The following is a 26,986-nucleotide window of genomic DNA, read 5'->3' on the forward strand; positions in this document are numbered from 1 at the left end:
GCCTTGCTGCGAAGTGGAGCGTCATGTTAACCGCTTCACTTTTAAAGTCAACTAGAAAATTTAATTTTTCTTAATTAAGCTTTCCGTTTGGCTTTCCCGTCACTTGGCTCGTTGCTTTTCAGCGCTGCTCCCCGTGTCGGTGGATGCGCATTATAGGGAAATCGAAACTCAGCGCAACCCTTTTTTGAAGAAAAGTGAGAAAAACTCGCCCTTCGTCCACTTTACATACAGAACACGACAAAACCACCTGTTTTGTCATCAAATATTCACCTATTTGACACAATTTAACTACTAGGGGATCTAAGTATTGTACATTTGAGAAGAGACGCAAGAAAAAATGGCGCTTTTTTGCGCCATTTTTATTAGAGAAAAGAATTAATACAAAAGACTGTAGAGTTTTCGTCGGTAGCGAGCCGCAATTTCATCGCCCTCGGGTAAAGACGCAATGATATCAAGGTAGCCCTTTTTGGCATCTCCAAAGTTCATGTCTTTTCTTAGCACAGATATCAAGCTTTCCAATGCATCGGCTTTCTTTCCTGCGTCGACCTGAGCCTGAGCCAGTTGACATAATATAGATAAATCATCTGGTGAAGCTTTTGCTTCAGCCATAAGACGCTTAAGTTCAGGTGACTCCTGAGCCTCTTTTGCTTGTTCCAGCTTTGACTTTAAGTTAGTGAAGTAGGCATCCTGTGCTTCCGCCGGGACAGACGCTAATAGCGCCTCCGCTTCTTCTACTTTTTGTATCTGAATACAGATATCTGCAAATACCAGCAAAACTCTTGGGTTATCTTTTGCAACACCATAAGCCTGCTTTGCCAGTGCAAAGGCATCATTCAGTTCGCCATTAGCAAGCGCTTGCTTGGCTTGATCAAGTAAGATCAGTTCAGGTGAAGGCAGGTGCGCCGACAAAACCTTGGAAATCTCTTCTTGTGTTTTCGCACCTGGTAGAACATCTACAGGCGTACCGCCTTTCAGCACGACTAAAGTTGGTAACGCCTGGAGGCCCACTTGTTGAGCCAACTGAGAAGCAAGCATTTGTTGTTGATCACAATCGACCGTAGCGACCACTATATTATTTGGATATTGCTGAGCAAGCGCATCGAGAATATCAGCTTGTGCAATACAGTTTGGTTCCTGGGCGCTAAAAAACGTCATTAATACGAGCTTTTCAGGATCCGAAGATGCCAACACCTGTTGAATGTTTTCCGGTGTAAGTAAGATTTTATTTTCCATGTTCAAACCAGCTGTGATATTTGACTATCTATATGGTGACATCCATACCAATTACAAGGCAAATATAAAATCCGATTAAGCCGCCGACTTTCGACGACCATTCCGAGTACTTGCGCGCTTTTTAGTTCTTTTTTTAGAAAATGAACCTCTCGATCCTGATTTACCACTTTTCAGGCCGCTAAATATGGAACTGTCACTCGTATTCGCGCGTTCAATAATACCTGTTATTTCATTTTCAAGGGGATGCATAAAAGTCTGATAGGTTTGCTCTTTCATTGCGATTTTCGCCAGTTGTGACTCCCACAGTGCCGTTCGGTCTGGCAAAGACAGATCTTCGGGAAGCGTCTTGACTAACGCCGCGCCTAGTTCTGTTGATTTAATGCTTTTACCAGTACGTTGCAAAAAGCCTCTTTTAAACAATAAATCGATAATGCCGGCTCTGGTTGCCTCTGTACCGAGCCCATCAGTCTCTTTCAACACTTTTTTGATGTCAGCGTTCGACACAAATCGGGCGATGCCAGTCATGGCGCTTAATAATGTGGCTTCTGTAAAGTGATTGGGGGGTTGAGTATGTTTCTCGATGACTTCTCCTTTAAAGCAGTGAAGTAATTCGCCAACTTCCAGCTTGGGCAACATAACTTGTTTCTTTTCTTCCACTTTAAATAAGCGTTTAAAACCAAGGTCGATAATCTGCTCTGCCTTAGCAACAAACACTCCGCCTGCAATATCTAACTCCACTTTGGTTTCTGTATACCGATAAGCAGGATAAAACTGCGCGAGATACTGAGTACAAATGAGCTGGTAGACTTGCTGCTCGTACTGGCCTAACTGGGCCGTCTTTAGCCTCTTTGCTGTCGGAATAATGGCGTGGTGCGCTTCAACTTTGGCATCATTCCAGCATTTGCTTTTCAGGCTCAGATCTGCGCCCGCAACTTTATCTTCTTCCAACCCCTGGTTATTTAATGCCGCATCCAATACCTGCTTAGACTCGCCAAAGTGCCCCTTCGGTAGGTAGCGATTATCCGATCGGGGATAAGTGATCAGTTTATGTCTTTCATAAAGAGCCTGACAAACATCCAACACTTGTTTAGCTGACATACCAAAGCGTTTGTTGGCATCGATTTGTAGTGCCGATAAGCTATAAGGTAAAGGCGGGTTGTGCTTCTTTGGCTTAGCATCTATTTTTTTGACCTGAGCGTCCTGCCCCTGGATCCTTGACGCGACATTTTCTGCCAACCCTTTAAGCAGCACTCTGCCTTCCTCATCCATATATGGCTGACATGCCTCACTGGGTTGCCACTTGGCACTAAACTCTGCCCCGTCGCTTTTTCTGACCAACGCTTGCACCTCAAAAAACGGTTTAGAAACAAAGTTGGCTATTTCCATATCCCGCCTGACAACCAAACCAAGGACTGGCGTTTGTACTCTGCCAACTGACAGCACTCCCTGAAATCCTGCTTTTTGCCCGACCAAGGTATACGCCCTGGTCAGGTTCATACCATACAGCCAGTCTGCCCTTGCTCTGGCCAAAGCCGACACACTTAAAGGGACAAATTCCTGATTCGCACGCATTTGGTTTAGTGCTTTCTTGACTGCCGCAGGGTTTAGATCGCTGATCAGCAGTCGCTCAGTGGCTTGCTTTTTTGATGCCGACGGCTTTGCTTCTTGCAATACCTCATCAACCAGTAACTGACCTTCCCTATCAGGATCACCCGCATGAACAAGACTGTCTGCTTGCTTGATCAGCTTTTTTACCACACTGAGTTGCTTTTTGGTTTTGGGTTTTGCTTTGAACTGCCAATGCTCTGGGATGATAGGTAAATGCACCATTTGCCATTTTTTGTATTTAGGGTCGTAGTCCTCGGGAGCGGCCTGCTCCAGCAAGTGGCCAATACACCAGGTGACACAATCTCCATTGGCTACTTCAATATAACCATCATGCTTTTTATGTGGCTTAGGTAATACGTCTGCAATGGCTCTGCCCAGAGAAGGTTTTTCGGCAATATAAAGTTTCATTCTTCAGAACAACTGTATGTATTTACAGTTATGATAGTCAACTCTGGCAGTAATTACCAGAGCTGACTCGATCGGACAAAGTGATTGGAGCGGGACTTAGGTTTTCAGTAAATTTAACTGCTTGTGCTTTTGCTCCACTATATAAGTCATTGCACTCGCCGCCTGCTCTACCTCATCGGCAAAACCAGACAACTCAGCTGCCGCATCTGATATACCTGTTGTATTGGTGCTGATCTCCTCAGTCACCATGCTTTGCTCTTCTGCTGCGGTCGCAATTTGTGTTACCTCATTTGAGATACTGCTTAGTTCGCCCACTAAGCTACTCATTAACTCGGCAGACTCCTGGCAGTATGAAACCGCCTGCCCTCCCTGACTAACCGTTCTTTCGATGATCTGCTCGGAGCCCGTGACTTCACTTTGCAGATTATCAATCAGCTTACTGATGTCATCCGTTGAGGCCTGTGTTTTTGACGCCAGCGCCCGTACCTCGTCGGCAACCACTGCAAAGCCTCTCCCTTGTTCACCTGCCCGGGCGGCTTCAATTGCGGCATTAAGTGCCAGTAAGTTGGTTTGTTCAGCAATGGCGCGTATCACATCCAAAATCTTAGAAATGTCTCCGCTGCGCTCAGAGACTTTCCCGAATGCGTTTTTCGCTTCCAGGACCTGCTCGGCAATTTCCTGAACCGTTTCTGTCGTTTTGACTATGCTACGTTCGCTGCTCTGCACCGTTTCAACAGCATGGTTTGTACTTGAGGCGGCTTTTTCTGACGCCCTGGCCACTTCTGTTGCCGTTGCGCTTAGCTCGTTAATCGCTGTCACAACACTGTCTATTTCAAGATGCTGATTAGAAACCTTGTTTTTGATATTAATAGCGGCCTCAGTGGTTTTGTGCGACTGAGCATAAGACTCCTCTGCCAGTTCTTTGAGGTCAACTATCATGCTTCTTAGTTTATCGGTGAAGCGGTTGAAGCCGTTGGCCAAAGAGATCAACTCAGCATGATGACTCACTTCCAGTTTATGAGTTAGATCGCCTTCACTGGAAGCCAGGCTCTCTACCCGCTTTTCAATATAGGTGAGCGGACCAATAATGGTATTGATCAGTACCAAAGCAAGTCCAAGCGCCACAACCGCAACAACAGTACCCAAAAACAGCATCCAACGCCCTAATGAGTTGGTAGATTCCTCTATCTGTTGCTCTATCTGAGTAACAGAAGCCAGCGCAACCTCTTTGGGTAATTCAATAACCAAAGACCAGGTCGTGTTAGCAAGCTTGATTTCAATAGGCACCGCAATCGCAAGCATATCCCCTATTTCGCTAAATCCACCCTGCTGGTGTAAGTTAAGCAGTTGCTCAGCCACATCGGGATTTACGGATTCGTTCAGTGGCCTGGCAAGTTTATCGTAGTGACTGGCACCCACAACCAGCCCAAGTTTACTAAGCAATGAAACTTTTGCCTGTCCCTGATAAAGAGATTCAGATAACTCATCGACCAACTGCTGAAACACAGGTAAGTTCACATCTACCCCGACCAGCCCCTGAAAACGCCCATTGGCATCAACTGGCACAGTTAATGAGGTCATCAACATTTTATTGCCCGGAGAGATTTCGTACAGGTAAGGTTCCATGATACAAGGGGCAACACTATCCCGGGCACACAAATACCATTCGGCTTCGCGAAGCCCAAATTCATTACGCTTGTCTAAATATTTGTCCGCAGCTGATTCAATTTGGTGCTGGGTGATGCCACTTGCATCTCGGGTAAAATATAGCTCCAGCGTACCATCGCCAGGTGCCGAGTGACTGGCTCCGGATGTATAAGCCTGATCTTGTCGATCATAACCGTTGGGCTCAAACTGGGCATACATGGAAGAGACAAATCGATTTTGTTTCAATGCACCAGCAACTAGGTCTTGTACCTGGTTTCGCGCAAGGGGTTCGCTAACTGAGGTTTCTTTTAGGGCACCTGCTAATGTGTAGGGCACCCGATAAGCCGAATTAATAAATTCGGCAACCTGCTGTGCATAATATTGTCCCTGCGCTGTTAGCCCGGTTCTTATCTCCTGATAAACCAGCTCTCTGAGCTGTGTACTTTGCACTTTGTTCTCTTTTTGCAGGTTTATCCACATGGTTGTTACTAACAAGGCAACGAGGGCGGTAACCAGCGTAATCACAAACAGAATAAGCTTCTTCTTGATGGACATATGCTGCATATAAAACACTCACAAATGGTTGTTTATTTAGATAACTTTAGCAAAAGTTTCGCTTTTTTGCGTATTCTAAAATGACAGCTTTAAGTAATTATGACTACACTAATCCGCGATTTTTTTTACACCAAACAATAATAGTACATTAATTAACCTGATTTTGAGTAAACGAACAAGGTATAACAGGATAAGAAATTCAGGCAGGTCGTATAACGGGGTTTGTTGACTAGAAAAAGAGTCGCTGTTGAACAGCGACTCGCTATTAAAAGGAAACTCAGTCTTCCTCAATCTTATCTTTACCACGGGTAGACTCAATGCTATCTAACCTGTGATGAATCGCAGATTTAATCAGCATATATCCACTGATAGGCGCGGTAATCAGCAAGAACATAGAAATAAGCACTTCTTTTACACTCACGCCTTCACCATAAAAGCCATAATAAGCCATTGCAGCGAACAACAGACAGGCCATACCGAGTGTTGTTGCTTTAGTTGGTCCATGCAGGCGCATGAAAAAATCAGGCATTTTGACCAAGCCTATGGAGCCAACTAAGACTAAACTGCCGCCTAACAATAATAAAAATGAAATAACCCATTCCATCATCTGCTCCCCCTATTCAATGATATCGCCGCGCAGCAAGTATTTACATACTGCAACCGTGCTGACAAAGCCGAGTAAGGCAATCAATAGAGCAGCCTCAAAATACAATGAAGTGCCCATATTCATGCCATACAGCACTATCAGCGCAATGGTATTAATGTACATGGTATCCAATGCCAGAATGCGATCCGGAATAGAAGGCCCAACAACAAGTCGCCACAAGTTTAGTAGCAAAGATACACCGATCATCGCAAAGACAATCAAAATCACCGTCTCTAACATGCAAAGATCTCCTTAATGGGTTTTTCATAACGCGTTTTAATCGTCTCGATCAGGGCCGCTTCGTCATCCAGGTCCAGCACATGGATCAGTAAGTAACGCTGTTGCGGCTCAGCCCCATCAGCCATGTCTTCAGGCCAGGGGTAAACTTCGGCACTCACTGTACCCGGTGTCAGCGATACCGTACTCGCCAGGATCGTGATAGGCATGGACTGAGCCAAATCAATTGGCACTTTGACAAACGCGGGTTTCAACTTTCGTGTCGGTCCCAAAATTTTGATAGCAACTTCAATGTTTGCCATCAAAATATCGTATAGAACCAGCAACAGATATTGCAAAGCTTTGCCTGGTTTCAATACCAAAGGCTGTTTAGTCCGAAACGGAAAAGTGGCAAGGGGAATGGCAACGGCCAGGATAGCCGCCAAAATCAAGTGCCCCGGCGCTACGCTGTTATTTAGCAGCAACCAAACAACAAACAACATCAGGCTGCGAAACGGAGTCGGCAACCATCTATATTTAGCTTCCAAACGCATTTAGTTCACTCCTCCCAACACGTCTTGCAGTAGCCCCGTGAAGTCATGCAATTCCTGCGCTGCAAGCAGTGCATATTCACTCAGAGGTCCGGCAAAAATCACCATTAGCGGCGCGCACATCACCAGTAATAATACGGCACAGATCTGTGCAGGATGAGCCCGCTCCTGTTCGCTGTCGCTCTTACCTGTGTGGTGCCAAAAAACGGTGCTGCCCGCTTTTGAAACCGATACCAAAACGGCCAAACTTGCGACCAGATAAACCAACCAGAACCAGTTTCCATAAGGTGTGTCCAGAGTCGACCTTAAAATCCAGATCTTACCCACAAAGCCGGATAGAGGCGGCATGCCAATGACTGCGACCGCGGCAATCAGGAATGCGCCGCCAAGGAATAAAGGCTGTGCAACTGGCCGACCTGCGGTGATCCTGTCAGCCACTTTGCCTCTTTGTCTGGCGATCAGATCAGCTAACAGGAACAAAGCTGCACTAACCAGGGTCGAATGCACCAGGTAATACACGGCAGCCGCGCTGCTTTGTACACTTTGAACAGCTACCAGAGCAACCAAAGTACCCACAGATACAACCACTAAATTCGCAACCATTTTACGTAAATCCTGGCTCGCTAATACACCGATTGCGCCCATTACTATGGTTGCCATGGCCAGCCACCAAAGCCAGTTTTGTGCCATGTGGCTAAGTTCACCGGCTTCTTCACCAAAGATCAGGGTGTAAACGCGCATCATGGAGTACACACCCACTTTGGTCATGATTGCAAACAGCGCAGCCACTACCGGCATTGCCGTCGAATAGGTGTTTGGCAGCCACAAGTGAAGCGGCAGCAATGCGCCCTTCAGGGCAAACACAACCAACAGCAACAAGCCACCTATCTTAGCCAGGTATACATCGTCGCCTTGCAGCAGCGTTACTTTTTGTGCCATATCAGCCATATTCAGCGTGCCCAATGTACCGTACAGGATCCCCAGGGCAATCAGGAAAACGGACGAGCCGACCAGGTTTAAGATCACATACTGCAAAGCTGCTCGCGTGTTGCGCTTATCTCCACCGTGCATTAGCAAAGAATATGACGCAATTAACAAGACTTCGAAGAAGACAAACAGGTTAAACGCATCTCCCGTCAGGAAAGCACCGTTAACCCCAAGCACCAGGAAGTGTAACAATGGGTGGAAAAAACTGCCGCGCTCATCGTCGCCGGCACAGCTGTACAGACCACAGACCAAGCCCAGGAAAGACGTTAAAGTAACCAGCAAGGCCGATAATGGATCGGCAATTAACACGATACCAAACGGCGCAGACCAGTTACCAATGGCATAAACCGAAGTACCATGTTCCTGCGTCATCAACATCAAAATAGCCGATGCCACTGTGGTGAGCAGGCCCATACCCACCGACACAATGCGGCGCGCTCTGAGGTTTTTGCCACAAGGTGGCATTAACATAAAAATAGCGGCCAGCATTGGCAATAATACTGGCAAGGAAGTTAAATGCTGCGTCATGCTTTACCTTGCTCCTTACGCTGAGAGCCAGCGTTACGAGAAGTTGCAGGTACTTCACTGCCATTGACATGATCATTACCTAAATCTGCACGACCGCGGATAGCCAGGATGACCACAAATGCCGTCATAGCAAAGCCGATAACTATCGCGGTTAAAACCAACGCTTGCGGCAAGGGATCGGCATACCCGTCGCTAAAGCCCAAAACCGCAGCTTTGTTCATCGTCAGTCTGCCTGATGCAAACAAAAATAGGTTTACTGCATAAGACAGCATCGTCAGCCCCAGCACCACCGGAAAGGTGCGGGCTCGTAAAATCAGGAACACACCGCAGGCGACTAACAAGCCTACGCAGGATGAATACAATAGCTCCATTAAATATTTACCTCTTCTTTAGGTGCATTGGCTGTCAACTTACCCAGGCTTGCCAGGATCATCAAAGTCGCGCCAACAACCGTAATATACACACCCAAGTCAAATACCAATGCGCTGGCAAGTTCAATCTCACCAATCACCGGCAAATCAAAGTAGTCAAACCAGCTGGTCAGGAACGGTCGGCCAAATGCCCAGCTACCTAAGCCTGCAATCATGGCTATCGCAATGCCCGACGCTATGATCTTCCGGTAGTTAAGCGTAAAGCGCTCTGAGATCCAGTTCGACCCGTGTGCGATATACTGCAAGATAAAGGCAATCGCGGTTACCAGGCCAGCAATAAAGCCGCCACCCGGCAGGTTATGACCACGCAAGAAGATATAGACCGACACCAGCAAGGCAAGCGGCAACAAGCTCTGCGAGATAGACGCCAACAGAATAGGATAACGCTCTTTCGCCCACGGGCGACCTTCTGAGTCACTACCCGGCATAAACAGTGGCAGATTTATCAACAGCTTATAAATACCCAACGCAGCAATACCAAGTACGATTATCTCCCCTAAGGTATCAAAGCCACGGAAATCAACCAGGATAACGTTCACTACATTGGTACCGCCACCGCCTGTCTTCGCATTGGCAAGGAAGAAGTCGGAAATTGAACTCAGAGGACGTGTGATTAAGGCATAGCAAATGCTGCCTACAATGACACCAATCGCAGAGGCAATACCTAAATCGCGCAACACACGCACTGAGCTGCTCTCTTTAGGTGTTCTTTGCGGTAAGAAAAATAAAGCCAGCATCAACAGAATAATAGTGACTACTTCTACCGTTAACTGAGTCAGTGCTAAGTCCGGCGCAGAGAAGCGAGTGAACGCCACTGCCACCATCAGGCCTACGACCGAGATCATCAACAAGGCAACCATACGGGTACGATGCCAGATCACTGTGCCAATGGCGCCAATCATCAGAAGGCCTGCACCAATGGCGTTATGCACATCAATTGGGGTCGGTTTATTTTCGCCAACCAGCTGACTCATTTCGAACAGCGGCCAACCAGCGCTTAACATCACCACCATCAGCATCAGCATCAGATAGCGTTGCAATGAACCATTTTCAATGGCATCAATGCGGGCGCGGCTCCAGCTCACCACCTTATACATGGCATGTTCGAAGCCTTTTTTCGCATTGATAGGCGGTAACGAAGCCTGGAACGCAAACAAGTAGCGACGCTGAGTATAAATAAGTAAACCACCACACACTGCAATACCACTCATCAGCAGGGGCAGATTAAAACCATGCCAGATTGCAATCTTAAACTGTGGCGGCTCTGTGCCTAGCACAGCAGCCGATGCCACATTCAGGATGTCGCTAACGATAAAGCCCGGGAACATGCCCACAATCAGACACAATGCGACCAGAATTTCGATAGGCACACGCATATAGCGTGGCGCTTCATGCGGCTCCTTAGGCAGACCAACCGGCTCCCCGTTAAAGAACACGTCGTGAATAAAACGCGCAGAGTATGCCACAGAAAAGGCAGCGGCAACGGTTGCCAAAATCGGGATCAGCCATGACATTGAGCCAAGCAACTGCTGGTGCAAGGTTTCAGCAAAGAACATTTCTTTTGATAAGAAGCCGTTCAACAACGGCACACCCGCCATAGAGGCTGCAGCGACCATAGCCAGCGTTGCTGTGTACGGCATAAATCGCCACATGCCGTTGAGCTTGCGCATATCCCGCGTACCGGTCTCATGATCTATGATGCCCGTTGCCATAAACAGCGACGCTTTGAAGGTCGCATGGTTAATGATGTGGAAGATGGCTGCCACCGTTGCCAGTTCGGTATCCAGACCCAGCAACAAAGTGATCAGACCTAAATGGCTGATGGTCGAGAATGCCAGTAGCCCTTTCAGGTCATGCTTAAACAAAGCGATGTAAGCACCGACCAGCAGGGTCACAAGACCGGTCAGGCCAACCAGAATAAACCAAATTTCCGTTCCGGCCAGTGCCGGATAAAAACGCGCAAGCAGGAAAATACCCGCTTTCACCATAGTTGCAGAGTGTAAGTAAGCACTCACAGGCGTAGGTGCCGCCATGGCATGAGGTAACCAGAAGTGGAACGGGAATTGCGCAGACTTAGTAAACGCCCCCAGCAATACCAGGATCAATGCCAGTTCATACAGGCCATGAGCCTGAATAAGCTCACGACTGGCCAGGATAATATCCAGGTCATAACTGCCAACAATGTCACCTATCAGCAACAGACCGGCTAACAGTGCCAGACCGCCACCGCCGGTGATCGCCAGCGCCATTTTTGCCCCTTTACGGGCTTCGGATTTATGCCACCAGTAGCTAATCAGCAAAAATGAGCTGATACTGGTTAATTCCCAGAATAGCCATAGTTGCAATACGTTGTTAGACATCACAATGCCCAGCATGGCAGTCATAAACAACATTAGGTAAGCGTAGAGTTTGGGCATAGAGTCGTTACTACTGAGGTAGTAACGCGCATAGAAGATCACCAGTACGCCAATTCCCAGGATCAGGAAAACGAACAAAAGCGATAAACCATCTAAGCGGAATGAGAGTTCCAAGCCCAACAGCGGGATCCACTCTATGGTGGTACGCAGCTGTTCATTGGCGAATACGTCGGGTGCCAAATAGCAGGCCAACGCAAGTGCCAATCCGGGCGCAAGTAAAGTCACCGCAGTCGATTGATTGCGGGATAGTTTACCTGTTAATGATGAGAGTAAACTGCCTAATAAGGATAGCAAGGGTATCCAAAGCAATGTCATAAAGAAAACCTTTTATCTTCAATAACCGTAAATAAACGGAACAGCGCGCAGTATGTAGCTAGTGTTATGCATAGACTATCTGATTTATTTAGCGCACGTTTTTATCACACATAACGCTTACCAGTTATACTTGATTAGTATTTGAGTTGTCTAGACTTTCGCGATCTATACGCTGCCATTTTAGCCAACATTTACAAACAATTCAGATTAAATTCATAAATAAACTCGGCTTTTAACCCTTAGCGGCTAATCTAACCTGAATAAATTGCTGAAAGTCGGTGGGTTTATTTCTTTGTTGCTGAAAAGCCAACAGCCAAAGCGCTTTGTAACGCTTGGTCAAAGCCAGACTCTGATATTGCATGTTAGACATCGCTTGCTGTGGCTTATAGGCGGGTAACAGCCCGGCCTCACAACTGCGACTGGGATACCAGCCTTCAGGCGGCTGATGGCCAACATATAAATTAGGCGCTTTCAGCCCGGGTGTTGCACATATCCAGCGAGCCTTTGATTCGCCAATGGCATACTCGTCTTCAAAGCCGCTAAAGTGCATCAGCTCATGAATAAACACCTTATAGTCACTGCTCAGGCTTAGCGTCATCACACCGCGGCTGACATTGGCATCGCCGCGCGCCGTCATCAGCACCAGGTGATCAGCCGATGACCATTTGGTTCTGCCGGGTAATGTCGACAAATCACAGTAGGCGAACTTCTGTGCTTTCATCCGGCACTGTAAGTCTGCCCCCAGATACACAGGCTCGGCAAAACAGTAACTGCCAGCAAACGGCAACGGTGCTGCGAGATACTGCGCTTTCAGTTGTGTCAGCTTATTCAGCCCCTGCCACGAATCGCTCAGCATCACTACCCGCCGGGCACATTGAGTGCTCCCCCAACTGATCTCATCAAGCGTTTTTATCTTCAGCGCCTGTAGGTCAGCGCCGCTCAGTGTACTGGCCGGTGCTCCCTGCATTATCCGTGACAGCGTCATATACGGGTGAGGTAATGTAAATTGAGCAGCCAACTGCTGTACTTCAGACACCGCCTCTGCGGCGATAAGTGATTCTAATAAACGCCGCTGGGAGTGCTGACTGACCGCTTCCCAGTGCGCACTGGCCAACAGCAGTGCCGTATGAAGTTCCCCCTGCATGACCTGGCGAAGCGCCCATTCAAACGCTGCCTCAGGGTGTCCGAGCTGGCGTAATGCTAATACGGTGTCGTCGGGTACATCAGGCAGGTGTAACTTCGCCCGCTGAACATCAAGGTAAAAACTCTGCGGGCTGCGTTTGAGTACAGAGAGCTGCGCCTGGCGTGCGTTAGGAGAGTGAATTTGCCAGGGGTTGAAGGTGCTGCTCGCAATGAGGGTGCAGCAAATGAGCAGCACCACATAGCGAAGCATCAACAAAGACATAAGCTCAGCTTACATCCGCCCGATTCATTTCATCGGCAATAATTTGTAGCTCCAGCCGGGCATATTTATGCTCTACAAATTCGTATACATTGGTCGCCAGGGCCAGTTTAAAAAACTCTATCGCTTTGCCGGTCTTGCCCTGAGCTTGATAGCGTTTTGCCAGATAAAAATAGGCCTCACATAAACGCTCTGCAAACTCCTGCTGCGACTTAACACCGTCTCCCACCTGAGCAAGAAAGGCTTGCTGAGACAGCTCACCCAGATAAAGCTGGACCAATTGCGTTGCCCATTCGTCATTATTTAACGCCTGGCTGTGCTGCTTAAGCGCCGCTTTTGCCGCAACTGGATCGACTTCTGATTCAGCCAGATAAAGCCACATCAGCCGATACGGGTCCTGAGGAGAACGGGCCAGAAAGGATTCGAAATCACTCACTGCCAACGCCGGGCGCTCACCATAATACAGCGCGATGCCACGGTTTAAATAGGCATACTCATGATCTGTGTTCAGCTCCAGCACCGCGTCAAACATTTCATAAGCCGTGCCATACTCTTGTCTGAGTGTGTGGTGAATGCCCAGAAAGTTGTAGACCTCTGCCAGGTCTGGCTTTAGTTTGACGGCACGATTGAAGTCTATGCGTGCCAATGTGGTTAGGCCCAGACTGTCGTACAGCATGCCACGGTTATAAAACAACTGAGCTTGCTGTTCACTATCTAATGTTTTGTTCTGTAACAGCTCGCTGTATCTGGCAATGGCTATTTCATTGCGAAAATTGGCCGCCAGAGGCACGGCAAAAGGTACGGTTACATTCGGTACGTCCGCCGCCTGCTGAGTTGACTGACACCCCAGCAAACTCATACATAACAAAGGTAATAATAACAGTCTCAATCTATTTCCCCTTTTGGGCATGGTGCGAATTGGTGATCCGCTTGTCGCTACTCGGTTTGAGCAATCATTAAAGCATAAAAAAAGGGGCCATTCAGCCCCTTTCATCGAAACTCATTGTTTCTTTGTCAGATCTTACTCCGCAGCAGGTGCCGCTTCTGACTCTAATGCTTCTTTGATGCTCAGACGAACACGACCCTGACGGTCTACTTCCAGTACTTTTACCTTCACTTCCTGGCCAACGCTCAGGTGGTCAGCTACGTTGTTTACGCGCTCTTTGCTGATCTGTGAAATGTGTACCAGACCATCTTTACCAGGCAGTACGTTTACGAATGCACCAAAGTCTACGATACGGTTTACTTTACCTGTGTAGATAGTGCCTACTTCCAGCTCAGCAGTCAGCGCTTCGATGCGAGCAATCGCTTCTTTCGCACTGTTACCGTTGGTTGCAGCAATCTTAATGGTACCGTCATCTTCGATTTCGATGGTTGTATCTGTTTCTTCCGTCAGCTGACGGATCACAGCGCCACCTTTACCGATTACGTCTGCAATCTTCTTCGGTGGAATGCTCATAGTGTAGATGCGAGGTGCGAACTCAGACAGATCCTGAGATGGGCTGGCGATTGCCTGGTCCATCACGCTCAGGATATGCAGACGTGCTGCTTTTGCCTGACGCAGTGCGATCTGCATGATTTCTTTCGTGATACCTTCGATCTTGATATCCATCTGAAGTGCAGTTACACCGGCGCTGTTACCCGCTACTTTAAAGTCCATGTCACCCAGGTGGTCTTCGTCACCCAGGATGTCAGAAAGTACGACAAAGTCATCGCCTTCTTTAACCAGACCCATCGCGATACCCGCAACAGATGACTTGATTGGTACACCCGCATCCATCAGAGCCAGAGACGTACCACATACAGACGCCATTGAAGACGAACCGTTTGATTCAGTGATCTCAGAAACCACACGTACAGAGTACGGGAATTCTTCAAGCGTTGGCATAACCGCTTGTACACCGCGCTTAGCCAGGTTACCGTGGCCAATTTCACGACGCTTAGGCGAACCGATGAAACCTGTCTCACCCACACAGAATGGAGGGAAGTTGTAGTGCAGCATAAAGTGATGCTTTTGCGTGCCAATCAGGTTGTCCATCATTTGTGAATCGCGTTCTGTACCTAAGGTAGCAGTAACCAAAGCCTGAGTTTCACCACGTGTGAAGATCGCTGAACCGTGTGTACGTGGCAATACGCCCGTCATCACGTCAAGTGCACGAACCATGTCTGGTTCACGGCCATCGATACGCTTTTCACCCGCGATGATACGGCCACGTACGATTTTCTTCTCAAGTGAGCTGAACAGCTTAGACACTTCCTGATCGTCCAGCGCTTCGCCTTCAGCCAGCTCAGCATTCAACTTCTCAACCACTTCAGCTTTTGCTTCGCTTAGTGCATCTTTACGAGCAACTTTATCAGTGATGCGGTAAGCGTCACCTACTTTTTGTTCAGCGATAGCTGCGATTTTGTCAGACAGCTCAACGTTTTTCTCTGGTGCAGCCCAGTCCCAAGCCGGCTTGCCTGCTTCTGCAGCAAACTCGTTAACAGCTTTGATGATAGCCTGTGATTGTTCATGACCATAGACAACCGCGCCCAGCATTTCTTCTTCAGTCAGAATTTCAGCTTCTGACTCAACCATAAGTACAGCACCTTCGGTACCAGCAACAACCAGGTCAAGTTTACTTTGCTCAAGCTCTGTTACTGACGGGTTCAGTACGTACTGACCATCAGTGAAACCAACGCGCACGGCGCCGATTGGACCATTGAATGGCACGCCAGAAATTGCCAGCGCTGCAGAAGTACCAATCATTGCAACCATGTCTGGTTGAATTTCAGGGTTTGAAGAAACCACTGTCGCGATAACTTGTACTTCGTTTACAAAGCCGTCCGGGAACAGAGGACGGATTGGACGGTCGATCAGACGCGCAATCAGCGTTTCATTGTCTGAAGGACGGCCTTCACGCTTCAGGAAGCCACCAGGGATACGGCCTGCCGCATACATTTTTTCCTGATAGTTTACTGTCAGAGGGAAAAAGTCCTGACCAGGTGCCGCTTCACGCTTACCTACAACAGTGACTAGTACAGAAGTGTCGCCAATACTGGCCAATACAGCACCGTCAGCCTGACGCGCAATCGCGCCTGTTTCCAGGGTTACTGTGTGTTGACCAAGTTGGAATTCTTTAATAATTGCTTGCACAAATATATTCCTTACAAAAATAACATATAAGCGCCAACAACGACCAATTACAGTCTTAAGCGGACTAATGAGGCTAATAACTATTTGATAAAACTGATTAAACCAAACAGAGCTAGGTGATCCGCTTAAGCACTACAATTGGCTGCAGACTTGGCGCTGAACCGCCAGAATGGAGGTTCGGGCATAAGTATACTGAGTATATACCCACAAAAAAAGGGGCGATTTAGCCCCTTTTTTCTTATCGGATAAAAATCCGACAAATAATCAAATTCTTAGCGACGTAGGCCAAGCTCTTTGATTAGTGCAGAGTAACGCTCTACGCTCTTACCTTTAAGGTAGTCAAGCAGGTTACGACGCTGGCTTACTTTACGTAGCAGACCACGACGTGAGTGGAAGTCATGCTTGTGGTTCGCGAAGTGACCTTGTAGCTTGTTGATATCAGCAGTTAACAGTGCAACCTGAACTTCAGGAGAACCAGTGTCGCCTTCTGCGCGTGCGAATTTTGCTACGATTTCTGCTTTTTCTTGATTGCTTAGTGACATAATAAACTCCAATTGTTTAAGTAATGCTTCAGCCGATCACTAATTCAGCCAAAGCGACAAAGCGGGCGGCATTGTATCAGCAATTCCCCCCGCTGACAAAAAATTTTATTGTGCGCTGGATAAGGCCCGCTTGGCCTTTAAATGGCCGTGCTGGTTGCGCTCGCCAATACCGACAAAACGACCATCAGCCACGACTTTTAATACGCCCTCTGGCAGCTCACCAACCACCACGGTCTGACCGTGGCTGAATGCCACACCCTGCTCCGCACTGATCTCTACCGCCGGTAAATCAACCAGCGCCGTGTCCATCGGGAGTAACAACGCATCGATGTAAGTCGACGGCGGCAAGTCTTCAGCTTTGGCCTGCTGAAGTTTTTCTTCAAGCTCTTCCAGCGTGATCATTTTATCACTCGGATAATGGCCTACTTCAGAGCGATGCAGCATAATGACATGCGCCCCACAGCCAAGCTTCTCACCCAGGTCATCCACTATGGTACGAATGTAAGTCCCTTTTGAGACATGCACCGTCATCTGGATCTCCTGCGCCTGCTCGTCGTATTCATCCAAGGTGATCGAATAGACGTTGATCTTACGACACTTGCGCGGCACCTCGATGCCTTCACGAGCGTACTTGTATAAAGGTTGACCCTGATACTTTAGCGCTGAGTACATCGACGGATACTGATCCGACTCTCCCAGGAAGCTGGCGACGTCCTGCTCTAGCTGCTCGCGAGTGATCTGCACCGGGCGTGTTTCAACCACTTCGCCATCAGAATCTGAGGTCGTGGTGCGTTCGCCTAACTTGGCACGGACGACGTAAGTTTTATCAGTATCCAACAGGAACTGAGTGAACTTAGTCGCTTCGCCAAAACAGATTGGCAGCATACCGGTCGCCAGCGGGTCGAGCGCCCCCGTGTGGCCGGCTTTTTGCGCAAAGTAAATGCCTTTGGCTTGTTGCAGGGCTTTATTGGAGGAGATCCCCTGCGGTTTATTGAGCAGCACAATCCCGTCTATTGGACGGCCTTTACTACGACGCGCCATCAGGCTTCTCCGTCGTCGCTTTTCGTATCTGGCTGCGCTTCGTCACCACGCTTTTCATTGTCATTGCGGATCACTTCATCAACCAGATTAGAAATGCGCATACCTTCCATCAGGGAGTTATCCAGCACAAAACGCAGCTCCGGCATGATCCGAGCGCGGATCCGCTTGCCCAGCAATGAACGGATATAGCCTGTCGCTTCATTTAAAATAGACAGGTTTTCTTTGGTTTTGTCATCGTCACCGCCAAGCACAGTGATAAAGACCTTGGCGTAGGATAAGTCGCGCGACACTTCTACAGCCGATACGGTGACCATGCCCAAACGTGGATCTTTAATCTCACGCTGTAAAATCACGGCAATTTCTTTTTGGATCTGTTGTGCAACACGATCAGTACGAGAAAATTCTCTCATTTTCACCACTTCAATTTAATCATTAAAACGGGCAATGCATACACTCGCCCACTAGAGGAAACACAAACACAAATGGGGGCTGACGCCCCCATTTCAAGGTTTAACCCCGATTGGATTACAACGTACGTTGTACTTCAACGGTTTCGAATACCTCGATTTGGTCACCGACCTTAACGTCATTATAGTTCTTAACGCCGATACCACACTCCATGCCGTTACGAACTTCTGCCACGTCATCTTTAAAGCGGCGTAGTGATTCAAGCTCACCTTCGTAAATAACAACATTGTCACGCAGTACGCGGATAGGTGCACTACGTTTAACCACACCTTCAGTTACCATACAACCTGCAACAGAGCCAATCTTAGGCGACTTGAACACGTCACGTACTTCAGCCAGACCGATGATCTCTTGCTTGAATTCAGGTGCCAGCATGCCCGACATTGCCTGCTTCACTTCTTCGATCAGGTCGTAGATTACGCTGTAGTAACGCAAGTCCAGGTTTTCAGCTTCAATCACTTTACGTGCAGAGGCATCAGCACGAACGTTAAAGCCAACGATGATGGCGTTAGACGCAGCAGCCAGGGTTGCGTCAGTTTCAGTGATACCACCTACGCCGCTACCAACGATCTTCACTTTAACTTCGTCTGTAGACAGTTTAACCAAAGAATCAGAGATAGCTTCGATTGAACCCTGTACGTCTGCTTTCAGTACTACGTTCACTTCAGACACGTCGCCTTCAGTCATGTTGGTAAACATGTTTTCAAGCTTCGCTTTTTGCTGACGCGCCAGTTTCACATCACGGAATTTACCCTGACGATATAGTGCAACTTCACGGGCCTTACGCTCGTCTTTAACAACAGTAGCTTCGTCACCCGCAGCTGGTACACCCGACATACCCAGGATCTCAACCGGAATTGAAGGACCTGCAGTCGTGATGTCTTTACCGTTTTCGTCTTTCATTGCACGAACACGGCCATATTCCAGACCACACAGCACGATATCGCCCTGGTTAAGCTCACCAGACTGAACCAGTACAGTTGCAACCGGACCACGACCTTTATCAAGACGAGATTCGATAACCACACCTGACGCCATGCCTTTGTGTGCTGCTTTCAGCTCAAGCAGTTCAGACTGCATCAGAATCGCTTCCAGCAGGTCGTCAATGCCAAGACCAGTTTTCGCTGAGATATGAACGAATTGCGTATCACCGCCCCATTCTTCAGGGATAACGTCCAGCTGAGCCAGTTCGTTTTTAACACGATCCGGGTCAATGCCTTCTTTATCCATTTTGTTTACAGCGATGATCAGAGGTACTTCTGCCGCTTTGGCGTGTTGTACCGCTTCTTTAGTCTGTGGCATTACACCATCATCAGCCGCAACAACCAGTACTACGATATCCGTCGCTTTGGCACCACGTGCACGCATTGAGGTAAACGCTGCGTGTCCCGGAGTATCCAGGAAAGTGATCATGCCGCCTTCGGTTTCAACGTGGTATGCACCAATGTGCTGGGTAATACCACCGGCCTCGCCTGCAGCAACCTTAGCTTTACGGATGTAATCCAGTGTTGAAGTTTTACCGTGGTCAACGTGACCCATAACGGTAACAACTGGTGCACGTTGCTCAAGCGCTTCACTTTCGCTACGCTCGCTCAGTACTTTTTCTTCCAGTTCGTTCTCTTTTACCAGAACAACTTTGTGACCCATTTCTTCAGCCACAACCTGCGCAGTTTCCTGATCGATGACCTGGTTAATGGTAACCATTTCACCCATCTTCATCATAGCCTTAACCACTTCAACGCCTTTCACTGCCATGCGTGATGCCAGCTCAGCAACTGTGATGGTCTCACTGATGCGTACTTCCTGCTTCACTTCACTCACTGGCTTTTTAAAGCCATGCTGTAGCGAGGTAGGTGCTTTAAGCTTGCCTTTTTTACCTTTACCACGTACTGGCTGAGCCGCTTTTTCAGCTGGCTTTTTCTTCTTCTTACGACGTGCACTCTTTTCTTCCTGTGCATCTGACTCGTCTTCGGCTTCACGCGCGTAAGTCGAGGTCGTAAGGTGGTGATCTGCAGAAGCTTCGCGACGTGCACGCTCTTCTTCTTCAGCTTTCCAGCGGGCTTCATTCTCTTCTGCTAAGCGCTTTGCTTCTTCTGCTTTACGCTTGGCTTCTTCTTCTGCTTTCTTTAGGGCAGCCGCTTCTGCTTCTTTGCGCAGACGCTCTGCTTCTAGTTTCTCTTTCTCTTGTTGGGCGCTATCCACTTCTTCACTCTGCTGTTCTTTCGCTTGACGTTCAGCTTGCGCTGTTCGTTTTGCCTCATCTTTAGCCTTGCGCTCAGCTTCCTCTTTTGCCTTACGCTCGGCTTCCTCTTGTGCCTTACGCTCGGCTTCTTCTTTGGCTTTTTGCTCAGCTTCTTGCTGAGCTTTCAACTCTGCTTCTTTGCGCGCAGCTTCCTCTGCAGCGAGTCTTTCCTGCTCTTTTTGCTGCTCGATTGCGCTCTTTTTAACGTAAGTGCGCTTTTTACGTACCTCAACCTGAACGGATTTTGCTTTGCCATGCGAGCCGGTCACACTTAATGTGCTCTTGCTCTTGCGTTGCAAAGTCATACGCTCCGGTCCTTCCGAACCGGTACCGCCATGTTGCTTACTCAAATGGTCCAGCAATTGTGCTTTCTCGTTTTCAGTAACATGGTCGCCAGTGGCTTTGGTGATCCCTGCATCTGCCAACTGCTGGAGTAATTTATCAACAGTTGTACCAATGTTTTCGGCTAGTTTCTCTATGCTCACTTCTGCCATATTATGCGTTACCTCCCGTTAATAAACTACTATTGCTCACCAAACCAACAAATATTACGTGCGGCCATGATCAAGTCACCCGCCTGTTGTTCAGATAATTCAGTGATTTCGACTAATTCGTCAATGCCTTGCTCAGCCAGGTCTTCCAGCGTGATGACGCCTTTGCTGGCCATCACGAATGCCAGGTGACGATCCAACCCTTCCAGGTTTAGCAGATCTTCCGCAGGCTCAGCCCCTTCAAGGCTTTCTTCGTCACGTAACGCTTTGGTCGTCAATGCATCTTTTGCACGCTTACGCAGCTCTTCCACTGTGCCTTCGTCCAGACCATTGATTTCCAGGAACTCTGCAACTGGTACGTAGGCCACTTCCTCAAGCGTTGAGAAGCCTTCGTTGATCAGTAACGTTGCGAAATCATCGTCAATGTCCAGCGCTTCGGTGAACAGGTTGATCAGTTTGTCAGACTCTTCTGCGCTCTTACGCTCCATGTCTTCCACTGTCATCACGTTCAGTTCCCAACCCGTCAATTGGCTGGCAAGACGTACGTTTTGACCGTTACGACCAATCGCCTGTGCCAGGTTGTCGGCTTCTACCGCGATTTCCATCGTACGCGTGTCTTCATCCATCACGATCGATGCCACTTCTGCTGGTGCCATAGCGTTGATCACAAACTGAGCCGGGTTGTCATCGTACAATACGATATCAACGCGCTCGCCACCTAATTCGGTAGAAACAGCCTGCACACGCGCACCGCGCATACCAACACACGCGCCGACAGGGTCGATACGTTTATCATTTGATTTTACCGCAATTTTAGCACGCGATCCCGGATCACGCGCTGCACCTTTGAGCTCGATCATCTCTTCGCCGATTTCTGGTACTTCGATACGGAAAAGTTCCATCAACATTTCAGGCTTAGAGCGTGTTACAAACAGCTGTGCGCCACGCGCTTCTGGTTTAACCGCGTAAAGCAGGCCACGTACACGGTCGCCCGGACGGAAGCTTTCACGTGGCAGCATGTCTTCACGGTAAATAACGGCTTCTGCGTTATTACCCAAGTCCAGTACAACCGTGTCGCGTGATGCTTTTTTAACTACGCCGGTAACCAGCTCGCCTTCCTGATCTTTGTAGGCGTCAACAATCAACGCACGCTCAGCTTCACGTACTTTCTGTACGATAACCTGTTTAGCCATCTGCGTTGTGATGCGGTCAAACTGAATTGATTCAATTTGCTCTTCAACATAGTCACCCAGCTGGATCTCAGGCTCTTCTACCTGAGCCGCTTCAAATGTGATCTCTGCATACGGGTTTTCCAGTGAGCCATCTTCTTGTGGGTTCACCACCATCCAACGGCGGAACGTGTCATACTCGCCCGTTTTACGGTCAATAGATACGCGTACTTCGATCTCACCATCGTGTTTCTTTTTGGTGGCCGTCGCTAGTGCGAACTCTAATGCTTCAAAAATCTTTTCTCTTGGGACTGCTTTTTCATTGGAAACAGCTTCTGCAACCAATAATATTTCTTTTGCCATAAGTATTGCCTCGCTTGCCCTTTTTTCCTTCGCACCTAATTTTTAAAATTTTGCGATGATGTTCGCGCGCTCGATGTTGCTGAGCATAAGGTGATGCTCCTGGCCATCGACGGTTAGCGTGATCATATCGCCATTAACTGCAACTAAGTCGCCTTTAAAGTTGCGGCGACCTTCCTGAGGAAGCTTAGTACGCAAACGCACTTCTTCGCCCACTGCCTGCTCATAATGAGCTTGTTTGAATAATGGTCTGTCTACACCAGGTGAAGACACTTCCAGGTTGTATTCGTTTGTAATGGGGTCCTCGACATCCAAAATGGCACTCACCTGACGGCTCACATCGGCACAATTGTCCACATTGATGCCATTTTCATGGTCAATGTAAATGCGCAATGTCGAGTCGCGACCGGCTTGCATCACTTCCAGACCGAGCAACTCGAAGCCACAGGCTTCAACAGCCGGCTCTAACATAGTTGTTAATTCTTGCTCGAGTTTTGTCACAAATTACCTCCATACAAACAAAAAAAGGGCCTAAAAGCCCTAATGATTCAGCTGTTTGCTTCTGGGCTGGGCTTAGTTGCTTAGCTCCAGATACAACAACGCCCCGAACCAAGCGGGGCGTCACACCAAAAACAAACTGTGTGGCCAGTGGCCGAGCTTGGTTGCGGGCTGTATCAGCCTAAATAAGCATATGCTTAAACGCAAAACGCGCATTACGATGAATGCGCGAACTGTAAGAAATGAACCATTTCTTAAGCTTGGTTGCGGGAGCCGGATTTGAACCGACGACCTTCGGGTTATGAGCCCGACGAGCTACCAGGCTGCTCCATCCCGCGTCAACGTGCAGTCAATGCTGCATCAACTGGCGTGTATTATAGAGAGAGTTGTATTAATACGCAACCTTAGTTCAGTCCTTTAACCGAAAAGTCCATTTCAAACGGCCCGATATCTCACGCAATCTTGCGGGTATTCAACGCTCACGGCCAACCTCAAATGATCGCAAATAATTTACCATAAAAACATAAACGCTCGAGAATAACGAACAAAACCATCCAAATTAACTTACAATAAACTGCAGGTTTACAATATTTTACCATTCTGCTTGTTCTTAAAAGTTAAACATCTATACTGGCGGCCCATCGAGTTAATACAAATGATGGAGAAACAGTCATGAAAAAGGCATTAATTGGCGTCTCGATGACAGCGCTAACACTATCCTTTAACACCCTTGCGAATAGCTGCGACGGCTTTGGCCCGCAAACTCCGCGCGATATCGACCAGCTGCATGGTGAGAATAAGCGGGTATTTTCGCTTGCTCCCCCAGCCAGTGAAATGAACCTGTGTAACATCCACTTTCATAAAAACGCCGAGCACAAAGCAAAAGATTTTTCGGTATTTGCCGGCAATGGTAAGTACGGAGGCTATCAATGTAATGCCACCAGCAGCCTGACCGAGGCCGAATTGCGGGCACCCAAAGGCAAGGTCTGTAAAAACGTGAAGCCAGGTGACACCATAGAGGTACACTGGGTGCACAGCTCATGTGACGTTGCGCCCGGCAAAGGCCTGGGTTCCTGTTTAAGTAATGAATGTGCCAATCCTGACTTACGCGTAGAGACCCAGGTTTTTTTGGTTGTGAATGACGAAGACGCACTGGACTTTAATGACTTAAGCTATGATGGCAACATAGTCAATGGCTATCATCAGGCGAAATATATCCCGCAAACGACCGGTAAACCAGTGGAGTTTCTGGGTTCAACCACAGGGCCCAGTTATAACGACAAGCAGTGTTCACCGCTTCAGGTTACCTGGAGTGTCAGACCCGCCTGCGCCAAGGTTGATATCAACAGCCTGGCCCAGTGGTGTGAGAATAATGTCTTTGAAGAAGACCACGCCCACGGTGTCAGGCAACTGGTCACCGACCCTAAGCTACTTGCCCCCATTAAGTAACTGAAGGCAAGCTAACAGCCAGATTGAAAGGTCTGGCTGATCTACTTTAGGTAATTTCAAACAACAATAAAGTTTGCCGAACTGATCAAAGTCTACCTATACTGAAACAGTGGGCGATCGCAGTCATACTGTTTCGGTGAGCCCTATCACAACTTTTACCCAAGTTACTGCAGTGCTTTTTGGCCAGCCCAGCGGCTGATGTCTATGTGACTGCACAATTGCTTGAGCAAATGGATTCGCTCTAATCGTATGTGGAGCGATTATGAGTATTTCACCTTATCAGTACCAGTTATTAAATCAGTCTTTCACGACTCTGAAGCCGAACTTTCACTGCTTCTGTGTCAGCTTTTACAACCAGTTAAAGCAACACAAGGTCACCATGGCGCTGCCTGAATCCGAGCGCCATATGCTGTCGCTGGAGTATCGCTTGCATGATTTTATGCAGCAATGCCTGATGCATTTGCCCCGCCAGCAAGAGCTGACGCGCTTCCTGCGCCACCAGAGTATCCTGATAGCTTCTTTGGCTCCTTCAGTGAAGGACATCAGTGTCTTTTGTAATAGTTTGCTCGAAGTCCTAAAACTTCATTTGGGCGCACAATTTACCCTGGCCGTCCGTAATGCCTGGAAACGCGCGTTACATGTGTTTGCCAACATTCTAAAATCCGAGTTGTTTGGCATTTCGAATGTGGTAGAACTGGCACGCTTTCGGAGTCAGACAAGGGCGCGCTTACGCACTTGATACGCCAATATTGTGATAATGACAACCGACCCGTAAGCCAGTAAACTGCAATCAAGTGGATTGATTTTGGATACTTATATGAAACGTTTTTTATTTTGCGGTATCGGTTTAGTTGCACTTACGGGATGCGACTTTCTTGGTGATTCGAAAGCGCAGATAGAGCAGCAATATCTGGCAAATAATCAGGAATTGGAACAGGTCATAGAAGACATCAGGGCGCACGGTCTGACCGCGATGAGCCAATCAGCTGAGGCCGGCACCCTGGCAGGGTGCGTCGTTAAACAATTAAACGGCGATCCTATGGGCGCCATGATTGAAGTTGAGGGCGCACTGCAGGACAGCGCAAACCTGGCTGACTTAATGGATACCATTACCGGCCTGGCCGATCAGGAACTGTCATTGGAAAGTCTGCCTGATTTACTGCAAGCCGGTGCGGATACGATGTCTTATTTAAAAACTCTGCTTGCGAATTATGAGCTGGCTGAGCTGCAACAACAAGTACAGACTTTACTTGAACAGGGACAGAGCAAAAGCGAAGATATTGGTACACATCTACGAAGCCTGGTTGAGCAGTGTCAATAAAGAACACAAAGACAGGCTAGATCAGACTAGCCTGTTCAGTTTATACCAAACTAAAACAAGCGCTGCCAACGGCGCTTTTTATTACGTACCTTATGGACCCAATTAACATTGATGGTGGTTACTGCCAATACATCACGCTTGGTTTTAGATATTAACTCATAGCTGACACTTTGTGCTGAGCCAAAGGCCAACAGATACTCAAAGTGGCTCACATTTGCCCAGCACTGCAAAATCTTTTTCGAGTTGCTGTCTCTAATGCAATAATCCCCGACTTGCGGCGCAGAAATTGAAAACGTCACATCAGCGTAGCAAGTTCTTCCTTCATGCAGCGCAACACACTTATTTGGTGCAACCTGTAATATCCCTTTCCTATCGTCGTTTGCTGCTGCATGCGCGGCAGAGGCCATGCAAAACACGCCGATAGTCATCGCTGAAGTGAGTTTAAAATACATATTTCACCCCAGTAAACAATACTCTGGCATAGTTAGATTCGAGCAGCGGACTGTCTTTTGCTTCACTAGACCCGGCTAAGAATGACAGACCCGCACTGAACTCCCAGTCTTCTGCTATTGGGTAGCTTAGCTGTGCCTGAACAAACGCCGATGCACCACTGCCGGGCTCATAAGGCGTGAGATAATCGTTGCGTTCTTGTTCAGTCACACCATAAAAATAGTTATTAAAGTTGCTTGAATAATAGTTGGCGCCAAAATTAAGCCACAGATCCCAGTTGCGCAGTTCAAAGTTGCGCGTTGCCTCTACGTGGAACACCCAGCCGTTAGTATCGCCGAATATATCATAGACAAGCTCAGCCACAGCCAGGTAATCACCTACAGTGCGATAGTACGCGACCCCCAGCGATTGATCCGGATCTCTGTCTCTAATGCCTTCTAGCTCTTTAACAACAGGATCATTGGTGTCAAAGTAACCCGTTTCGGTAAAAGCGAGTTGATAACTGCCATAGATGAAATCCAGGCCCCACTCTTCCTCCTGAATGAATTGATATCCTAGATCAGAACCACCAAAAAAGTCACCGGAGTAAGTCACCAGATAAAAGTTTTTGTACTGTAGTTTGATATCGGCTCGCAGGGTAGGTGGTGCCGGAGAGTTGTCGGCGCCAATTAACTCAGGAAGTGCCATGTCTACATAAAAGGCACCTATGCTCAACTGCCATTCCAGTCCATTGTCTTCCAGCCAATCCTCTTCCTGACTGGCAACGCTTTCATCTGCGAAAGCTTGTTGCGTCAGGCAAAGCAGCACAGCAGAAAGTAGCTTTATCATTTTCATCGTTATTGTGGCTTTTCATGTGCCTAAATTAAATACCGATC

The 26,986-nt window shown here is 48.0% G+C and carries 23 protein-coding genes and 1 tRNA gene; 3 read left to right on the forward strand and 21 right to left on the reverse strand.

What is annotated here, in order from left to right; translation table 11 throughout:
* Positions 1–375: 375 nt before the first annotated feature.
* From TW77_RS13290 to TW77_RS13380, 19 genes are all read right to left on the reverse strand, one after another.
* Positions 376–1,233 (reverse strand): tetratricopeptide repeat protein, encoded by an 858-nt coding sequence (locus TW77_RS13290; RefSeq protein WP_046005475.1) that lies wholly within the window; start codon positions 1,231–1,233, stop codon positions 376–378.
* 75 nt (positions 1,234–1,308) lie between these two features.
* On the reverse strand, positions 1,309–3,249 hold the full coding sequence (locus tag TW77_RS13295) for a DNA topoisomerase III (RefSeq protein WP_046005476.1): 1,941 nt from the start codon (positions 3,247–3,249) through the stop codon (positions 1,309–1,311).
* A gap of 96 nt (positions 3,250–3,345) precedes the next feature.
* A complete protein-coding gene (locus TW77_RS13300; protein ID WP_046005477.1) occupies positions 3,346–5,460 on the reverse strand; it encodes a methyl-accepting chemotaxis protein in 2,115 nt (704 codons plus the stop codon).
* A gap of 268 nt (positions 5,461–5,728) precedes the next feature.
* Positions 5,729–6,058: a Na+/H+ antiporter subunit G gene (locus tag TW77_RS13305; protein ID WP_046005478.1), complete on the reverse strand. Its 330-nt coding sequence runs from the start codon at positions 6,056–6,058 to the stop codon at positions 5,729–5,731.
* A 9-nt stretch (positions 6,059–6,067) separates the two neighbouring features.
* A complete protein-coding gene (locus TW77_RS13310) occupies positions 6,068–6,337 on the reverse strand; it encodes a K+/H+ antiporter subunit F (RefSeq protein ID WP_010385043.1) in 270 nt (89 codons plus the stop codon).
* Positions 6,331–6,867, reverse strand: a complete 537-nt coding sequence (locus TW77_RS13315) for a Na+/H+ antiporter subunit E (RefSeq protein ID WP_046005479.1) — start codon at positions 6,865–6,867, stop codon at positions 6,331–6,333. Before TW77_RS13315 ends, TW77_RS13310 begins: the two co-directional genes overlap by 7 nt.
* Complete coding sequence (locus tag TW77_RS13320; RefSeq protein ID WP_046005480.1) at positions 6,868–8,379, reverse strand: monovalent cation/H+ antiporter subunit D; 1,512 nt, start codon at positions 8,377–8,379, stop codon at positions 6,868–6,870.
* Entirely contained in the window at positions 8,376–8,750 is a 375-nt protein-coding gene (locus TW77_RS13325) for a Na+/H+ antiporter subunit C (RefSeq protein WP_046005481.1), read from the reverse strand. Before TW77_RS13325 ends, TW77_RS13320 begins: the two co-directional genes overlap by 4 nt.
* Entirely contained in the window at positions 8,750–11,542 is a 2,793-nt protein-coding gene (locus TW77_RS13330) for a monovalent cation/H+ antiporter subunit A (protein ID WP_046005482.1), read from the reverse strand. The genes TW77_RS13325 and TW77_RS13330 overlap by 1 nt, the downstream gene beginning before the upstream one ends.
* A gap of 232 nt (positions 11,543–11,774) precedes the next feature.
* Complete coding sequence (locus TW77_RS24295; protein WP_052713175.1) at positions 11,775–12,947, reverse strand: hypothetical protein; 1,173 nt, start codon at positions 12,945–12,947, stop codon at positions 11,775–11,777.
* A 4-nt stretch (positions 12,948–12,951) separates the two neighbouring features.
* Complete coding sequence (gene nlpI, locus TW77_RS13340) at positions 12,952–13,854, reverse strand: lipoprotein NlpI (protein WP_046005483.1); 903 nt, start codon at positions 13,852–13,854, stop codon at positions 12,952–12,954.
* A 111-nt stretch (positions 13,855–13,965) separates the two neighbouring features.
* Positions 13,966–16,080 (reverse strand): polyribonucleotide nucleotidyltransferase, encoded by a 2,115-nt coding sequence (gene pnp / locus TW77_RS13345; protein ID WP_046005484.1) that lies wholly within the window; start codon positions 16,078–16,080, stop codon positions 13,966–13,968.
* 272 nt (positions 16,081–16,352) lie between these two features.
* Entirely contained in the window at positions 16,353–16,622 is a 270-nt protein-coding gene (gene rpsO / locus TW77_RS13350) for a 30S ribosomal protein S15 (RefSeq protein ID WP_010385052.1), read from the reverse strand.
* A gap of 105 nt (positions 16,623–16,727) precedes the next feature.
* On the reverse strand, positions 16,728–17,663 hold the full coding sequence (gene truB / locus TW77_RS13355) for a tRNA pseudouridine(55) synthase TruB (protein WP_046005485.1): 936 nt from the start codon (positions 17,661–17,663) through the stop codon (positions 16,728–16,730).
* Positions 17,663–18,073 (reverse strand): 30S ribosome-binding factor RbfA, encoded by a 411-nt coding sequence (gene rbfA, locus TW77_RS13360; RefSeq protein ID WP_046005486.1) that lies wholly within the window; start codon positions 18,071–18,073, stop codon positions 17,663–17,665. The genes truB and rbfA overlap by 1 nt, the downstream gene beginning before the upstream one ends.
* 115 nt (positions 18,074–18,188) lie before the next feature.
* Positions 18,189–20,867, reverse strand: a complete 2,679-nt coding sequence (infB, locus tag TW77_RS13365; RefSeq protein ID WP_046005487.1) for a translation initiation factor IF-2 — start codon at positions 20,865–20,867, stop codon at positions 18,189–18,191.
* Positions 20,868–20,896: 29 nt separating this feature from the next.
* Positions 20,897–22,396 (reverse strand): transcription termination factor NusA, encoded by a 1,500-nt coding sequence (nusA, locus tag TW77_RS13370; RefSeq protein WP_046005488.1) that lies wholly within the window; start codon positions 22,394–22,396, stop codon positions 20,897–20,899.
* Positions 22,397–22,438: 42 nt separating this feature from the next.
* Positions 22,439–22,894: a ribosome maturation factor RimP gene (gene rimP / locus TW77_RS13375; protein ID WP_046005489.1), complete on the reverse strand. Its 456-nt coding sequence runs from the start codon at positions 22,892–22,894 to the stop codon at positions 22,439–22,441.
* Positions 22,895–23,152: 258 nt separating this feature from the next.
* Positions 23,153–23,229 (reverse strand) — tRNA-Met (locus TW77_RS13380).
* Between the two features lie 334 nt (positions 23,230–23,563).
* Here TW77_RS13380 and TW77_RS13385 point away from each other — a divergent pair.
* The 3 genes from TW77_RS13385 to TW77_RS13395 all read left to right on the forward strand — a co-directional run bounded on the left by TW77_RS13385 (position 23,564) and on the right by TW77_RS13395 (position 25,661).
* Positions 23,564–24,340, forward strand: coding sequence for a delta-class carbonic anhydrase (locus TW77_RS13385; protein WP_046005490.1), 777 nt, complete (start codon positions 23,564–23,566; stop codon positions 24,338–24,340).
* Positions 24,341–24,602: 262 nt separating this feature from the next.
* The gene (locus TW77_RS13390; RefSeq protein WP_046005491.1) at positions 24,603–25,079 is read left to right on the forward strand and encodes a globin; all 477 of its coding nucleotides are present in this window, start codon (positions 24,603–24,605) and stop codon (positions 25,077–25,079) included.
* 78 nt (positions 25,080–25,157) lie between these two features.
* Positions 25,158–25,661: a hypothetical protein gene (locus tag TW77_RS13395; protein ID WP_046005492.1), complete on the forward strand. Its 504-nt coding sequence runs from the start codon at positions 25,158–25,160 to the stop codon at positions 25,659–25,661.
* Positions 25,662–25,711: 50 nt separating this feature from the next.
* On the opposite strand, the gene TW77_RS13400 is transcribed toward TW77_RS13395, so the two are convergent.
* Positions 25,712–26,113: a DUF3019 domain-containing protein gene (locus TW77_RS13400; RefSeq protein WP_046005493.1), complete on the reverse strand. Its 402-nt coding sequence runs from the start codon at positions 26,111–26,113 to the stop codon at positions 25,712–25,714.
* A complete protein-coding gene (locus TW77_RS13405; protein ID WP_046005509.1) occupies positions 26,103–26,939 on the reverse strand; it encodes a MipA/OmpV family protein in 837 nt (278 codons plus the stop codon). The genes TW77_RS13400 and TW77_RS13405 overlap by 11 nt, the downstream gene beginning before the upstream one ends.
* Between the last annotated feature and the right edge of the window lie 47 nt (positions 26,940–26,986).

It is taken from the genome of Pseudoalteromonas rubra (assembly GCF_000967655.1).
Classification (GTDB): Bacteria; Pseudomonadota; Gammaproteobacteria; order Enterobacterales; family Alteromonadaceae; genus Pseudoalteromonas; species Pseudoalteromonas rubra_A.